A 15,551-nucleotide genomic window follows, 5' to 3' on the forward strand; every position below is an offset into this window, starting at 1 on the left:
CATACAGCCTCCGCAGCGAGGTCAGTTGAAGTGCCAGGCTTGCGGTGATTTTTACAACTACCTCTTTTTGTCATCGGCAACTGTGGTTTACTGTCCGAACTCCAGCCCTTCTAAGTTAGATGAAATGGTGGACTCGATTGCTTTCTCTGCTGAAGGCGAATCATGTTTTTATTTTGGGTGTAGCAATGATGATTGAATATCATTGATAAATGTTTGAGGTATTCTAGGTTCATCAATGCTTCTTACCACCTTGACGGAGACTGATACGCGCTTTCAGCTCCGGCTGTGTCTCAAGCAGCGTGTCGAAATCATTTTTTTGCAAGACCAGCAGTTCGCAGTAGCTGGCTGCACTGACGTCAGCATTGCGAGGCTCTTCAGTCAGCAATGCCATCTCACCGAAGAAACTCCCTTGGCTGAGGCTCAATGGCTCTTGGCTACCCGTTATGACCTCAACAGTGCCTGCGGCAATAAAGTACATAGCATCTCCTTTCTCGCCCTTAGAGACTATTTTTTCTCCCGGTACGGTCATTCGCGGCCTGAGACACTTGGCGATTTTATTGATATCGGCGCTGCTTAGGCTTGTGAACAAAGGGACCTTGGCAATCAAGTTACTAAGATCCAGCCGCTTGCTGGCAGTTTCGGTGATACGTTGCTTCAGATATGGGTGAGCTAAAGTGATGCGCTGGAAATCATCCAGCTGCAGAACCAATAATTGGCAGTAGCTAATTGCGGTGATATTGGCGTTGCGGGGCTCTTGGGTTAACAGGGCGATTTCGCCGAAGAAATCGCCGCTACCAAGACGGACGGGTTGGTGCTTGGTTGCAGCCTCTACCGCACCGCTGGAAATAAAGTACATTGCGTTTCCCGGATCGCCTTTTGTAATAATACGTTCACCCGGGACGACAAGCTGGGGCATTAGTAGCGAGGCAATTTCGCTGATCCGGTGGGTGCCTAGGTCGGCGAAGAATGGCACCTTGGCGACTAGATTGGCAGGCTCCAATCCGAGATCCAGCTTCGGTTGGCGATCCATGATGCGGTTGCGTTTATCCAACTCCCGCACTAGATCATTGAACACCTCCTGGCTGATAATATTTTCGTTGAGCATTTGGTGATAGCTCGCTTCCTCAAGGCGTAAGGCAACGCGGACTAGATGGCGCTTTTGCAGTGTTTCGGCATATTCCGGATATTGTAGTCGAAGGGCGTCCAGTGCTTGCTGGGTCGCTTTCAGGCGTTTGGTTAGCAAGGGCTCTAGATCCTGGGTCAGGCTTTCACCAAACAATGGTGGAATTTTGTCATGGCTATAGTCAATAAGTGCGGCTACTGCGGTTTCATGAACATTCAGCACCTCAAAGCGGTTGGCAAGCTGGATCGCCAGAGGGCGGGTTAGCTTCATATGCCGTTGTAGCCACAGGGCTACCCGGAACAACAACCCGAATCTTAGTGCGTCCATATAGGCTTCCTGATAGCCATTTACTTTGCCAATTTTAAGTCCATCTTGTAGATCATCAGCATGGAATAACAAGGTGCGGGTGATCTTGGCCGAGTCCAGCCCGTCTGAGAAGCGCTTCAGGTACAGATGGCGTTCGTGGTTGGTCAGGGTACTTAATCCGACGCTGAGAGTAACCGTATCAGGTTGTTTCTCGCCTTTCGACATTGAGTGTTCGACGCGGCTTAAGCGCTGTTCATAGATATCGGCAACGCCGGTTGCAATGGTAGATTTGATGTTGTCTATCTGGGCGGCATTCTCGAGCCCTTCACGGATATGCTTTATTGACAGTGCCATCACCCGGTTGCGGATCAGCCGCTCTGTAGGTGGCAGTTGGTCGAGCCCGAAAAAACGCATCATCATCCCCATGGTCGGGGCATTGACAAAAAGGGTAAACAGAACAAAACCGGTGACCAGCGAGGCGACAAACGCCTTGATCTCAGGCGCGATCCCCGGCGTTTCGAGGATCACCAGTGCCAGTGCCAGCGAGACAGCGCCGCGTAACCCTCCCCATAACATGACAGTGCGAAAGGCGATGCTGATTTGTTGCCCCAGGCCGATTCGATTGAGCAGCGGCAGAACCAGATACAGCACAGCGGTTCGGGCCGAAAATGCGGCAATGGTTAGGGCTATCAACGAGAGAAATTGGCTGGCGGTAAATTCGACCAGAACTTTGGGTACTAGCAGACCCACTAAGAAAAAAATCAGTGAATTAGCCCAAAAAACCAGTTCTTCCCAGGTTTCGGTTAGGGTGTGCCAGGTATGAGGGGATATTTGGGTACGCCCGAATGAATTGATCACCAGGCCTGCAGTCACGACAGCCATTACGCCGGAGACATGCAGATAGTGCTCGGCAAGCAGGAAGCTCAGGTAGGCCAGGCAGATGGTGAGTGTTATCTCGACCAACGGCATGTTGCGTAGTCGTCCGATCAGAGAGGCGACGAGCCATGAAGCAATTAGCCCAACCAAGATCCCGCCCAGAAATACTTCGAGAAATTTTCCAGCCGCAGACATGGCGCTTGCTTCCGTACCGCCAATCAGAATTGCCACTAAAATCGTAAATAGCACGATCGCTGTGGCATCGTTAAACAGGCTTTCACCTTCAACCAGAATGGTCAGTCGCTTTGGGGCACCTAGGTTCTTGAAGATAGCAACAATAGCGACGGGATCCGTGGCAGATACGATGGCACCGATCAACAGGCAGGCAACCAGGCTGATATCCGACACACTCCAAACAAATACGCCGACCAGCATCGTGGAAATCAGCAACCCGAGTACCGCTAGCAGTAGGATTGGGCCGATATCGGTCATCAGGTGGCGGGCATTGATATTCAGTGCCGATTCAAAGATAAGCGCGGGTAGGAATACAAAAAAAACCACTTCGGAGGTAATGTCCAGTGCTTCGAGTGATGCCAGGAAGTCGCCTAATATCCCTGGGGGCTGAAGACCACTGGTTGCTAGTACAATTGCCCCCAGCAGGCTTCCAGCTACAGCCAGCAACACGGTGTAGGGAAAATTGATACGGTTGGCAATTGGCAGTAGCAGGCTGGCAATCGTCAGCAGGCCAACGAGCCCCAGCACCAGGAGAAATGTTTCATGCATGCCTTAGTCTCCGATTGTTTATTGTCTGCTTGGTGCTGAGAGCGACCGTGCAGATACTATATAAGTGCTACATACGTGCTATCGCCGCGTGCGATGGTACAAGTGATTCCGTTAGCCAACCTAGATCCACGGAGGCTGCCTAAATCGCTGCTCGGCATATTTGATCGGCCAGATTATTTTTGCCTGCCCTCCGAATAACTGAACCATCGGGAGGTAAAAGCCTTTCATAAAGTGGCCTGTCATGACCTCGTTGGCAGATAGCGCATGCGGCCCGGGGCCGGTCGAGAATTGGTAGTAATTCCAGATCCCCTTGTATGAGAGCTGGCTGAGGGTCGCTGTCAGTGCCTTGAAATCCAACGTATTTGCTGTATTGAGGGCCCTAATCGCCATCCGGGTATAGTCATAGTGCAGGCCGGCTGCCGGGATACTGGGGGCCTCGTTATATTTGGCTTTAAATCGCCTGACCCACCACCGTTGCCAAAGTGCGATAGGCATCGCTGAATCCATGGCGATCACAAAGTCCGAGGCATCACCTGTCATTGCGTGCCAGTTACTTAACCAGCGTAGCCCGTGCCCGAGTAACAAGGCTCTAACGCCACGTTTTTTGAACTGCCTGACGAAGTTGCTGACGGCGACATCACCGCTCGAGGTCATCGCTACCAGCGAGGCTTGCTCGGACTTGTATTTATTCAGCAACGGAGTGAACTCGGTTTCGTCCAATGCGGCCACATCGTAGGGCTGCGGATCAAACCCGACATCTTTCAGGCTGGTCATCAGGGCTTCACCCCAGCTTCGCCCGAAAGCACTGTCTTCCACCAAGATTGCGGCACGGTTATTAGCAGGCTGCCACAGTCCCTGATCCAGTAAGTACTTCAACGGCTCGCCGTATAGGCCGGCCAGCTTGGTGGGGGAGGGCCAGCCTTTAAACCAGCCTTGGTATCGCTGGGGGCTTTCGTTGATCTTGGCGGCTATATATTGTGAAGCCCCTAGGTGGCCGAGATGGATGGTGTTGAGATCCGCCTCGGCATCCATCAGCGCAAGTGCGACGGATGAGTGCCAGCCACCAATCATCAGTTTCACGTTCTGGTGGGTAATGGCATCGGTCGCTGCTTTGACGGCGCTGGCAGGGTTTGACTGGCTGTCTACCCAGATAATATCAATATCACGCAGCGTACCATCAATAGCAACGGGGATTTCACCGGCTGTTCGGGCATCTTCAAGTGCCATCAGGATCCCTTGTTTTATAGCATCTCCCGTACGTTTTGCCGGGCCGCTAAAGGGGCCGCAGGCTCCGATCATTAAGGGGCTATTGGTGTCTTGGGCGCGAAGGATCCCAGGAGCAAGCAAAGAAAGCGCTCCGGCCGCACCTATCACACTGGCGGTACGGAGAATACGCCGCCGGCTGAGTGGGCTTAATTGCGCTTGCAAGTCTCTTTTATTAACGTTCTGAGTCATTGCTTTTCCCTAGATAATAATTGGTGCCAAAGTGTTGCCTGCAGAATTTCTTGTTGATTTAGGCATTCGGCGCGATATCACCTATCTATTCAGGTTAGCTTAAGCGCTGACGGTTGCTGGAGGAGAACCAGTACGTAATTGAGAAAGGGAGATAATCAGGGAGTCTATACTGACTTTGATTGGAACACTTTTTGTTTTCAGGGGGATTCAATGGGGCTTTTGCAAAAGAGTCTGAAGGCCCGAATGACTGCTTACTTTTTGTTGGTGTCAGTACTGGTAGTGGTGGCGCTGGCGTCGGTGACTTATTTTCTTGCTGCAGAAACGCAAAAAGAGATGGCGATTGCGCAGTTTGATGTGACTGCTGAGCATAAAGAGTTCGAGATTGATCGCTATATTTCCGAGCAGGTTACGATTGTGAGGAACATTGCTGAACTTGATGAGCTGCGTAGCGCCGCTGATGCCTTATTAGCAGAAGAACCAGGAACCGCGTCATACAAGAGGGCTTATTTCAAGCTGGCTGAGGTACTGTTTCTGTCCACCTTTCTTGATTATGGTTCGGCAACAGCATCGGATCTGACTGAAATTTTCATGATGACCCAGGTTGGTGGCAGGGTTTTTTTCTCTACCCAACCGTCTGATGAGGGAGAATACCGGCTCAACAATCAGTATTTCACCCAAGGACGTCAGGGGACTGTTTTGCAGAAGGTATACCCGATACCGGGAACCGCCGTGCCTACTTTAACCGTGTCTACCCCGTTGCTTAGTCCGAAAGGAGAGCCGCTGGGTGTTCTGGCTGCTCATATCCGTTTGTCAGTGTTGGTTGAGATTGTCAGCCGTCGGACCGGATTGGGGGAAAGCGGTGAGGCCTACCTAATCGATGCCCATAACCGTTTTATTTCTGCCGAACGGTTCGGTGATGGAGTCTATCCTCGAGGGGTCCATAGTCAGGGTATTGAGGCAGCGCTGAAGGGAGAGAGCGGCGCAGGGCTCTATGACAACTATGCCAATGTACCCGTGATAGGCAGCTACCGCTGGCTTCCTAACCTGGGATTGGCATTGATCTCTGAAGTGAAAGCGTCGGTTGCTCTGGCACCCGCCAATCGGTTTGGTGGGATGATCCTGGGTGTTGGCTTGCTGGCGGTTGGCTTGTTGAGTGTGGGCATATATTTAATCGCCGCTCGGATCACAAAACCTATTTCGGCGGTGACAGATACCACGTTGAAAATCACCGCAGGGGATCTCACCCAGACTGCTCCTGTGCTGACTCAGGATGAAACAGGGTTATTGGCACAAAACTTCAACCATATGATCGGGCGGTTGAAAAACACCCTGGAAGATTTGGCCGAGGAGCAGGAAAGATCTGAGCACCTGTTATTGAATATTCTGCCAGCACCTATCGCAGAACGCCTGAAGCATGGCGAAGGTACTATTGCTGATAGTTATTCAGAGGTCACCATTTTGTTTGCAGATATTGTCAACTTCACACCACTGTCAGCGGAGCTGTCGGCGGCGGAAGTAGTGGGCTTGCTTAATGAGATCTTCTGTGAGTTCGACCGCTTGAGTGAACGTCGGGGATTGGAAAAAATTAAGACCATGGGAGATGCCTACATGGTCGGAGCCGGACTGCCTATTCCGCGCGATGATCATGCCGAGGTGGTTGCCGAGATGGCGCTCGACATGCTGGACGTGATTGCGTGTTTCAACCGTAAGCATGATAAAGAGCTGAGTATACGAATTGGGATCAATAGCGGGCCGGTGGTGGCCGGGGTGATTGGTACGAAAAAGTTTATCTATGACATCTGGGGTGATGCCGTCAACACGGCTTCCCGTATGGAATCACAGGGGTTGAAAGGGGGCATACAGATCACCGAAGCCACATACAGGCATTTACAAGGCCATTATGTGTTTACTGATCGCGGAATGATAGTCATCAAAGGAAAAGGAGAGATGCACACCTATATGCTGAAAGGGCGTAAGGAAGAAGCGATTAATTGAGAAGGAATGGGTATGAAGTTAATGACCGCCTTGCTGATCATGGCAGGCCTACTACTGAGTGGCTGTGATGATCGGCCTGCACAAAATAGAGAGCTTAGAATTGGCTTGATTGCACCGATAAGCGGGCAGATTTCGGAAGTGGGTCTGGCAACGGTCGAAGCTGCCAAGCTGGCGGTACAGGAAGTGAATAATAGCGGAGGCCTGATCATCGATAATAAGCAATATCAAGTAGCGTTGTTTATAGAAGACAATCAGGATAATCCCGAACAAACGGTAAGTGCCGCACTGAGGTTGATTAACCAGAAGAATGTCAGTGCCATTGTCGGCCCTCAGGCAAGCCGAAATGCGATCCCTGCAGCTAGGTATGCAGAATATGCCAAAATCCCGTTGATCAGCCCTTGGTCGACAAACCCGGAAACCACCCGGAATAAAAGTTGGGTCTATCGCGTTGCCTATGTTGATACGTTTCAAGGCCAGCTAATGGCGAAGTTTGCGTATGAAACGCTCGGATATAAAAAAGCAGCAGTGCTATATGATGTTTCCAGTGAATACAATCGCAATTTGGCTGAGGTGTTTCGTGCCGCCTTTAAGTCCGTGGGGGGCAGAGTCGTGGCTTTTGAGCTATATACCCGTGATGCGCCTGACGTGACAGAGCAATTGCGCCGTATTCAGGCTGCAACCCCTGAAGTACTATTTCTACCAAATTATTACAACGAGGTGCCGGGCCAAGCCCGCCTGGCAAGAAAGTTGGGTATCACTGCCCAATTGCTTGGCAGTGATACTTGGAGCCAAATTTCTAAAGCTGAGCGTGATGCGCTCGAGGGGGCTTTTTTCAGTACTCACTATGCGGTTGATAAAGCCGATGGCGAAGCGTTGAATTTCAGAGCGCGTTACCGTCAGGCCTATAACAAAGATCCGAGCGATGTGTCTGCGCTGACTTATGATGCTTTTGGAATGTTGTTTGAAGCGGCGAAACGTTATGGTGGTATAGAGCCGGAAGGCATTCGTGATGCGTTAAATACACTCGGAGGGTATGAAGGGATCACCGGGCGAATCGAGTTTCGTGATTCCGGTGATCCAATTAAAAGTGCAGTACTGCTTGAGGTTATAGAAGGCGAGTTTGTATTTAACCAGTGGGTCAAGCCGTAACGGCTGAGTGCACAAGTTGACAACAAAGTGACAAATATCATCAATAATTGCAGACATAACGCCACATCAACCTTCGCCATTATTTACTATCATGGACTTCACCTATTTGTACTTTCAGCTTGAAGATGGGAAGCACAAGAACTGTGTATTCACATTTGGATAACCGAAAAAGGATTTACGATGAAAGCTGCACTTTATTCCCTTGCTCTTCTGAGTATTTCAGTTTGTGCAAGTAGTGATAACAATGAAACGTTTTTTTCTCTTCAAGAAGTACAGCAAGCCAAACCGGTAGAGCTCGCTGATAGCTTCACGATCAGGGCTTCAGATGATCTGGCGTTGGCTGTTCGCTCTTATGTTCCACCAAGCCCTAAAGCCGTATTTATCTTTTATCATGGTGGTGGAGCTCATAGTGGTGTGCTATATAACCACTTAGCCATTGGCCTTAATAGTAAATATGATATCGCTGTTTATACTCCTGATCTTAGAGGGCATGGTGACTCTCAAGGTGACAGAGGTGATGCCCCCTCGAAACAACGGGTTTGGCAAGATATCAGCGATATGATTGATTATGTGAAATCCAAGCATCCTGGTAAAAAAGTATTTCTCGGCGGGCATTCTAGCGGTGCTGGATTAGTGCTGAATTACTCGTCATGGGAAGAACGAGTTTCTGTAGAGGGTTATAGTTTTCTCGCGCCTTATTTTGGCTATAAATCTGAAACAGACAAAGAAGGCAGCCATTATCAGTTTACTGAAGTTAAAACTTCCTCATTCATTATCAATAGTATAAGCGGTGGGTTTTTCTCTGGTCATGATAAAGCGGTAAAGTTTAGTTATCCTATTGATGTGCTAAATAAAAATCCCAAGTTGGTTGCCTTTAACACTGTAAATATGGCAAATGCTCTGACGCCAGATAACCCGCAAACACAGATATCATCGCTAGCAAGTTTCGGGGTCTGGATGGGACAAAAAGATGAAGCATTTGATGCTCAGAAGACAGTCGATTTTGTAAAACAATATCAGAGCAAGCAAGCAGACAGTGATATCTTGCTCGTGGACGATCAAAATCATTTCTCGATAATCCTTGTGGCTGATGATTTTGTCGGAGGCTGGTTAAACCACCGCCTTAGTGATTAATTGGGTATAAGGAGCAACGTGTGAGTGAGCAACAACCAGCCTCTGGCAGTTGCCTCTGTGGAAAAGTGACCATGAGGCTACATTCGCAAAGTTACATGTCGTGTCATGCCAGTGCTGTATATGCCGCAAATGGAGCCGTGGTCCATTACTATCTATTAATGGTGGATTGGACGTTGTGATTGGTGGTGATACGTTTGTAAGCTGTTTTTATTCTTTCCGATCAGTTGTATGCCACTCAATCAGTGACTGAATACCTGCAGCTTGGTATGCCCAACTTGAGGAGAATGCCTCAATGATAGATTTCTCGCTCTCAAAAGTTTTTAATATTAGTGCGATGCCCGAAACTGTATCTGATAGCTGTTTTCTGAAGGTGAATCGAAAAATTTCGTTATCAGCAATATCAGGACGAAAATTAGGCAGGTTCTTAATTGACTGCTCATACATGGAATCTATGTAGTTCTGCTGATAGTTATCGTATTCTGTTCCCATGGAGCCAGATAAAAGGATCACCATTTTCTTTCTATTTGCTATCCAAAATGCAAGAAGGCGCCCTGCTGCTGCTTCTTCCATTGAAGAGACTTCACTCCATTCACTAGTTTGGTTGAGAACTTCAACTCTCTGATGTGTTAACCTTTCCAACTCTTTCACAAATTCTGTTGTGATCACGGCATCAAAAATGGCCTTCTTTGTACTAAAATATCTGTACACATTTCCGGTAGCAATATTTGCGTCCCTAGCGATGTTGGCTATCGTTGTCTTTGAATATGAATTTTCTGCGAATAATATCTCAGCTGATGCCAAAATTCTCTGGCGAACACTTTCTTTTAATACCTGAGCCATGCTAGACGTATCCAATGTACTATTAGATGCTGAAATTATCACTTTTAGTTTATTATAACAAATAGGAGCTACAGCCAACCACTCTGTCTTGCTTTCTTAAATGCAGCAGCACGATTTGTTGTGTATAATTTGCTCATTGCAACAGAGATATAATTGCGAACTGTCCCTTCACCTAAACAGACCGCTCTTGCAATCTCTCTGTTTGACATGTTGCGGCCAACAAGTCTAAGCAGCCTCTTTTCAGTACTACTGAGCGGATCCTCATCTCTTAAAGCAGTAATGGCCAATTTGGAACCAATAGCTATCTCTCCTTTATCAACATCTTCAACAGCATTAACTAAGTCTTCAAAGGGAGAATACTTCGAGATATAACCATCGCCCCCTTCATCTAAAACTTTCTTTATGTGCCCACTTTGAGCGAACCTAGATAGAACAATTACTTTTGGTGAAACATGGTTACTCTTAAGTTTCTTCACTATCGATTCACCTTCATCGCAAAAAAACAATTCTGTAATAACTACATCGACCTCATTATTTTGTAGGAACAGAAGTGCACTTTCTGTGTCTGTACAAGTTTTCACAACCAAGAAATTATCATGACTATTCAGTGATTTAGCTAGAGAATCTGCGAGGATGTTATATTGTTCAACAATCATTAATTTAATCATGTTACTGCCCAACTGGATACAAACACTGTGTTTTAAGATGAGGTACTGATAGAGTACAATAATGAATTGTACATTCATTATTGCCTTTTTCAATTCTTTTGTCGATCTAAAGCTTTTATGGACAAGTAACCTCTCTAGCTCACATGCCACGTACTTTGCGCCATTCAATAATGGGAGATGAAAGAAGTTGAACTGCATTGATAAAGAGCGGATACACAAATCCGTGAATATACTTACGGAAATTAAATAGACCTATGTTACTGATATCTTTAAGTGACAAGCGCTGTTTTTCATTTACTGAGGTGGATGTAGTGCTCGAAGTGAGCACACTATCGGGCACTTCTGGTTATAGAGCCAAGAGAAAATCTGAGGCCGGCTCCTTACCTTTCGGGAGAGAAGAAACAAATTTGTTCTTTAATGTGATAGGAAAGTGCTACGAGCCAGTATCATCGTGGCGAACAACCAACCTTCTTGCAACGGTCAAACGTACTCACAGCACTGCTTGATCGTTTATTGCATCATTCCCACATAGTGCAGATAAATGGTGATAGTTATCGACTTAAGTCAAGAGTAAAAGGGCTATGGGGATGGTTTTAACCATGTTAGTAGTGAGCAAGAGTGAAATATTTAGCTTCATAGACTTTGAGATTAAAGAGCAAATTTCAATGTGCGGTAAGTATGTTTTCTTCAAAAAAAAAGCCACAGGCTGTGGCTCATCAAACGTAGATGAAAATTTATCACAGGTTATAAATAAAGGTTCAATTTTCGAGAAATAATCGATTAATTATCTCTGATAATAATCTAATCCTCATAAAGTAATGATTAAGAATATTAACAACAAGGGAATATTAATTTACTATCTCAGTGAAAAGAAGAGCATATTGAATCAAGCAACATGATGTCACTCTCCTAAATATAACATCTACCGCTTTATAGCGAGAGCTCTCTAATCGTCTGGTAACCGATCTGTTGGCTATTCTGTTTCTGTATCCACATTACGATTACAATGTGTTTCTCCATCTCCATCTCCATCTCCATCGGTGGTGGCCGTTTCTGTGAAAGGTTCACCATCGAGGAGGCGGTTGAACTCGTCAAATCCCATCGGGGAGAGGTCAGTACTATCCTTTAGTGACATGACGGCTCCTTAGTCGGACTGACTATTTCTTGTCATGGTTGTTAGGAGATGGACCTAAAGTTGACGGGCAAGTAGTTGATACAAATTTATTTTTTATTAACAAAACCAGTTTTCGATATGACTCGTGAATTTTTATATACCCAAATCTTTCTTTAAATGATCTGATAAGTAATTATGATATATGGCGTAGCTGTTAAATTTACCATAAAGAATTGAGTGCTTTGTTATATATCGAATCACGTTTAAATAAACAGTCTTCATTTGTGTATCCTACTTGACTAATTTAAGAATAGAAAGATAATGGTTTTCAACGCGCTAAACTAAGACTTTATTTATAGTCATCTTTGGTCAACCTTTATGGCTGAGTAGCAGATAGTCCAGCTCATAATTTTATGATCTGTTTGCATGTTGTACATTGATAGACGCCTTTATAGAAAAAACGCTGCCATAACTTTCTTTTTACTCTGAATACTGTTGAGTGATTACAAAACATTGTTGATCCCTATAAATTTAAATAATAATTATAATTTGAAGATAAATTTACTGCCAGACATCTGTTGCGTTGCTTCATAAAACTTGGTGCTAATATTTAAAGCTTTAATTTCTGCGTATTTTCTATTTCTAACTGTAGTAATCATCTTTGCTTTATCGTCACTCAAGAGATATTGTTCAATTGCCATTATGTTTATCTTTTCGACCTACACGTCAATCATAAAAACATACCCTATATCTTATGGTCACATTATCTATAAAGCTTTTGATAAATAACCTCCAATGTTTAAACAATGTTACACCCTTGGTTTATTTAAAATAAGTGAATTTTGTAATAAGGTCAATGTGACAAATGTCATTAATAAATGGATACATAACATAATATGAAAATGAATTGAGTGGAATTATCATCTTTCGCGTTTGTATTGAATGTTTCAAATGAAACAAAAACAAGTCGAGTATTTTCACTGTTACTTTAAGTGTTTGATTTTAAATCAACTTGTGTTTCATTTTATAGATGATTTTTCGTTGGTGATAATTGTGGATAATAGCTGACAATCTAAGACAATGTCAGATAGAAGTTGGTTTTTCTTGCCTGTAATATTACCCGTATTCGGCAGGGAGATAAGATATTTATTGTGTTACATTTTTGAATTGATAAGGATTGAAATGAATAAGGCTATAGCGGTACTTTCTATATTTCTCACTACAACTTGCCTTAATGTAGAAGCTTCTACAAGTAGGATTAGTGGTTTTTTGGGAACGAAAAAACTCGATGATAATCCTTGGAAACCATTCGATGAACAGCTTGAACTAGGCGCTATGCTGGATATTAAACCTGACAGTTGGCCTGTTAGTATCGCGACTGGTGTGTATTGGTCGGCTGATGCGCACGATGAACAAAATAGTAATCAGAGCTATACAGAGAATAATGGAACAACGACTGAACTACTTCTAGGGCTTAGGCGAACTTGGGATTTCTACGGAACTAATCTTCATCCCTACTATGTTGCCGGTTTAGCGTATATATCGGGAGAGAAAAAAGACTTTGGCCATACTCAGAAAGATTCGGCATTAGGGTACTGGCTGGGCACCGGTATTTACTGGACATTTACTCAGCATATTGATGTTGGCATTGAAGCTCGGTACTCAAAAGCAGAAGCTGAATTTTCAGGCAAGGAAGTTGAGCTAGGTGGTACTCATTTAGGTTTTACTTTTGGTTATAGCTGGTAAATGAAAACTGGAATGTTGAGTTAAGAGATTCATACAATAAAAGAATGGTCTATTTTGCACACTGTATTGAACTTTGAAAGTAAAACTAAGTCTTTTGACCTGTTTTTTGGTCGTATTAAATAGAAAGGAAAATGAAATAATGGGAAAGCTAACATATTCGGTTATATCGCTTTCGTTGCTTTATTCAGGAATGATATCGGCAGAGCTGGCTGAGACACAAGGTCTTAGTGGTGAAGTGTCAATTAACACTGGCTACATGTCGTCGACATCTAACTTCAATACAGACGGTGAGAAAGTTAAGACCGGTGAATTAAATACAGCTGGTAGCTCTGAAGGTGAAGTTGCATTCATTCCTTTTGGTAGTCTGCAATATACCTTTGGCGCAGGTTTAGATAAACAATTCTACATTGGTACTTCCCGGGATGATGTTGCAGTCGGCGATTTCGCCCTTGAGATCGGCTATAGCCAAGAGTTCGCCTATGGTACCGTAGTGAGTATTTCCTATGTCCCATCCATCATGGCTGGCGAAACTTGGGAAGATCCCTACCTGACGGGAACCGAAAGGAAAACTACCGATCAATCAACAGATGCATTCCGCTTCAAGCTCAGTACTATCGCAGGAACCGGTTTGTCTCTCGATCTGGCCTTCGCCACTACAGATATTGAAGAGGAGAAGTCAGGATCTGTTCTTTCGGCGACTGAGCAGAAGCTGCTTGATCGAAACGGCAACAGTATTTACATCAAAGCAGAATACAAATCTGAACTTGATCGAACATCTGCACTTGTGCCATCTATTACCTATATTTCGCATTTAGCAGATGGTGAAGCGATGGCTTTCTCTTCATATAGAGGGGAGCTTACTTATTATAAGTTAATAGAGCGCCATTTACTTGCCGTAACTGCCGGGTATGGCCATAGCGCGTATGATGCAACCAACCCACTCTTTAATAAAACTCGTTCTGATAACAGCTATGGTTTGTTTGTCGCTTATGAGTATAACTCGGTGTTTGGTTGGAACGACTGGTCCTTTGTTTCGTTTGCAGGATACGGCAAGAATGCCTCAAATATAGAATTCTATGATGAGAAGGGCTACTTAGCTTTAGTCGGCATGAACTACAAATTTTAATTTTGTGCCTAATAAACCGGCGAGCAACGTTTTTATTACCTGATACCACTTTGGCTGATTCTTAAAGTCTGATGGTTCCTTAATTGAGCAAGGGTACCAAGAAGCGATCGCTAGCCATTAATAAATACCAAGGAGTTGCTCTTGCCAATTTTATCTCAATTATCTGCCAAGTTGGCAGCTAAGCCCTATTTGCTTGCTGCCGCTCTGACATTACTTATTGTTGCCTGGATGGCATCAGGCCAAATATCACAGGTTGAAGCAATAGGTGCTCCCGAGGTAGAAAAGCCTCTTAGAGCTTTTCCTAGTGTACGAACGAAAGAAATTAATACTGAGCTTGTTGCCCGAAATGTGATTCTGTATGGCCGTACTGAACCTGATCGCTCCGCTACTGTAGCGGCTGAGGTCGTCGGACAGGTCATTGAGGTTGTGGCGCAACGCGGCAGTGTTCTGAAGAAAGGCGATTTGATAGCTCGAATTGACAAGAATGATCTGCCTAAGCAGCTTGAGTACGCTCAGGATCGCCTCAAGCAAAGAGAGGTAGAATTCAATGGTATTCAGAAGCTTAATGCGAAAGGGTTTCAGGGGAAGGTTCGACTGGCTGAAGCTGAAGCATCACTCACACAAGCTCGCGCTGAATTGGCCAGATTACATCGTTTGCTCGGCAAAACTGAAATTAGATCGCCGCAGGCGGGGATACTCAACGAACGCTTCGTAGAAGAGGGGGATTTTGTTTCAGTAGGGACTGCAGTGGCACGCATTACTGATATTGATCCCTTGATCGTTAGGGCTGATGTAACCGAAAAAGATATTTATGCCATTTATCTAGGCCAGACAGCCACAGTTCGCTTGCTAAACGATCAGCTTGTCGATGGCAAGCTGCGGTATATCTCGCGAATTTCAGACGCCGAAACCAACACCTTTAAAATTGAAGTCAGTATACCTAATCCCGATTTTACCCTCTGGGCTGGAGTCAGTGCCGAGCTAAGTTTACCACTGGAAGAAACGCGGGCTATCAAGGTATCACCTTCGGTGATGGCACTGGATGAAACAGGCAATATTGGTGTTAAGACAGTAATCGATGGTGTGGTTAATTTCCATCCGATTGATCTCGTTAAAACAGAGAAAGACGGGGCGTGGCTTGGAGGTTTCACTGAGAATGCAGAGATCATTGTCCTTGGCCAAGGTTTTGTAAAGGTCGGAGATCGTGTCAAGGTCACCAAGGTGGGGAACTAAGCT

The 15,551-nt window shown here is 45.3% G+C and carries 12 protein-coding genes and 1 pseudogene; 7 read left to right on the forward strand and 6 right to left on the reverse strand.

Annotated elements, in window-relative coordinates; genetic code table 11:
* Positions 1-232: 232 nt before the first annotated feature.
* The gene (locus AC51G0_RS24010; RefSeq protein ID WP_496302061.1) at positions 233-3,088 is read right to left on the reverse strand and encodes a cation:proton antiporter; all 2,856 of its coding nucleotides are present in this window, start codon (positions 3,086-3,088) and stop codon (positions 233-235) included.
* Positions 3,089-3,208: 120 nt separating this feature from the next.
* A complete protein-coding gene (locus tag AC51G0_RS24015; RefSeq protein WP_496302062.1) occupies positions 3,209-4,543 on the reverse strand; it encodes an ABC transporter substrate-binding protein in 1,335 nt (444 codons plus the stop codon).
* Positions 4,544-4,753: 210 nt separating this feature from the next.
* On the opposite strand from AC51G0_RS24015, the gene AC51G0_RS24020 reads away from it, so the two are divergent.
* The 3 genes from AC51G0_RS24020 (at position 4,754) to AC51G0_RS24030 (ending at position 8,821) form a co-directional block, all read left to right on the forward strand.
* The gene (locus AC51G0_RS24020) at positions 4,754-6,538 is read left to right on the forward strand and encodes an adenylate/guanylate cyclase domain-containing protein (RefSeq protein WP_496302063.1); all 1,785 of its coding nucleotides are present in this window, start codon (positions 4,754-4,756) and stop codon (positions 6,536-6,538) included.
* Between the two features lie 12 nt (positions 6,539-6,550).
* Entirely contained in the window at positions 6,551-7,687 is a 1,137-nt protein-coding gene (locus AC51G0_RS24025) for an ABC transporter substrate-binding protein (protein WP_496302064.1), read from the forward strand.
* Between the two features lie 180 nt (positions 7,688-7,867).
* Entirely contained in the window at positions 7,868-8,821 is a 954-nt protein-coding gene (locus tag AC51G0_RS24030) for an alpha/beta hydrolase (RefSeq protein WP_496302065.1), read from the forward strand.
* 207 nt (positions 8,822-9,028) lie between these two features.
* Here the strand turns inward: AC51G0_RS24030 and AC51G0_RS24035 are convergent, their stop codons facing one another.
* Together AC51G0_RS24035 and AC51G0_RS24040 are read right to left on the reverse strand one after the other, a co-directional pair.
* Positions 9,029-9,661, reverse strand: a complete 633-nt coding sequence (locus AC51G0_RS24035; RefSeq protein WP_496302066.1) for a TetR/AcrR family transcriptional regulator — start codon at positions 9,659-9,661, stop codon at positions 9,029-9,031.
* A 68-nt stretch (positions 9,662-9,729) separates the two neighbouring features.
* On the reverse strand, positions 9,730-10,329 hold the full coding sequence (locus AC51G0_RS24040; protein WP_496302068.1) for a response regulator transcription factor: 600 nt from the start codon (positions 10,327-10,329) through the stop codon (positions 9,730-9,732).
* A 368-nt stretch (positions 10,330-10,697) separates the two neighbouring features.
* Between AC51G0_RS24040 and AC51G0_RS24045 the strand changes: the two are divergent.
* Positions 10,698-10,926, forward strand: a pseudogene (locus tag AC51G0_RS24045) (ATP-binding protein); the annotation flags it as partial.
* A gap of 376 nt (positions 10,927-11,302) precedes the next feature.
* On the opposite strand, the gene AC51G0_RS24050 reads toward AC51G0_RS24045, so the two are convergent.
* Together AC51G0_RS24050 and AC51G0_RS24055 are read right to left on the reverse strand one after the other, a co-directional pair.
* Positions 11,303-11,464: a hypothetical protein gene (locus AC51G0_RS24050; RefSeq protein ID WP_496302069.1), complete on the reverse strand. Its 162-nt coding sequence runs from the start codon at positions 11,462-11,464 to the stop codon at positions 11,303-11,305.
* Positions 11,465-11,985: 521 nt separating this feature from the next.
* Complete coding sequence (locus AC51G0_RS24055) at positions 11,986-12,144, reverse strand: hypothetical protein (RefSeq protein WP_496302070.1); 159 nt, start codon at positions 12,142-12,144, stop codon at positions 11,986-11,988.
* 481 nt (positions 12,145-12,625) lie between these two features.
* Here AC51G0_RS24055 and AC51G0_RS24060 point away from each other — a divergent pair, with 481 nt between their 5' ends.
* The 3 genes from AC51G0_RS24060 to AC51G0_RS24070 all read left to right on the forward strand — a co-directional run bounded on the left by AC51G0_RS24060 (position 12,626) and on the right by AC51G0_RS24070 (position 15,548).
* On the forward strand, positions 12,626-13,189 hold the full coding sequence (locus AC51G0_RS24060) for an outer membrane beta-barrel protein (RefSeq protein ID WP_496302071.1): 564 nt from the start codon (positions 12,626-12,628) through the stop codon (positions 13,187-13,189).
* A 139-nt stretch (positions 13,190-13,328) separates the two neighbouring features.
* Positions 13,329-14,315 carry a DUF2860 domain-containing protein gene (locus AC51G0_RS24065; RefSeq protein ID WP_496302072.1) on the forward strand — a complete coding sequence of 329 codons (987 nt, stop codon included), beginning with the start codon at positions 13,329-13,331 and terminating at the stop codon, positions 14,313-14,315.
* A 141-nt stretch (positions 14,316-14,456) separates the two neighbouring features.
* Positions 14,457-15,548 carry an efflux RND transporter periplasmic adaptor subunit gene (locus AC51G0_RS24070; protein WP_496302073.1) on the forward strand — a complete coding sequence of 364 codons (1,092 nt, stop codon included), beginning with the start codon at positions 14,457-14,459 and terminating at the stop codon, positions 15,546-15,548.
* The last annotated feature ends 3 nt before the right edge of the window (positions 15,549-15,551 follow it).

It is taken from the genome of Photobacterium sp. HL06 (genome assembly GCF_059552575.1).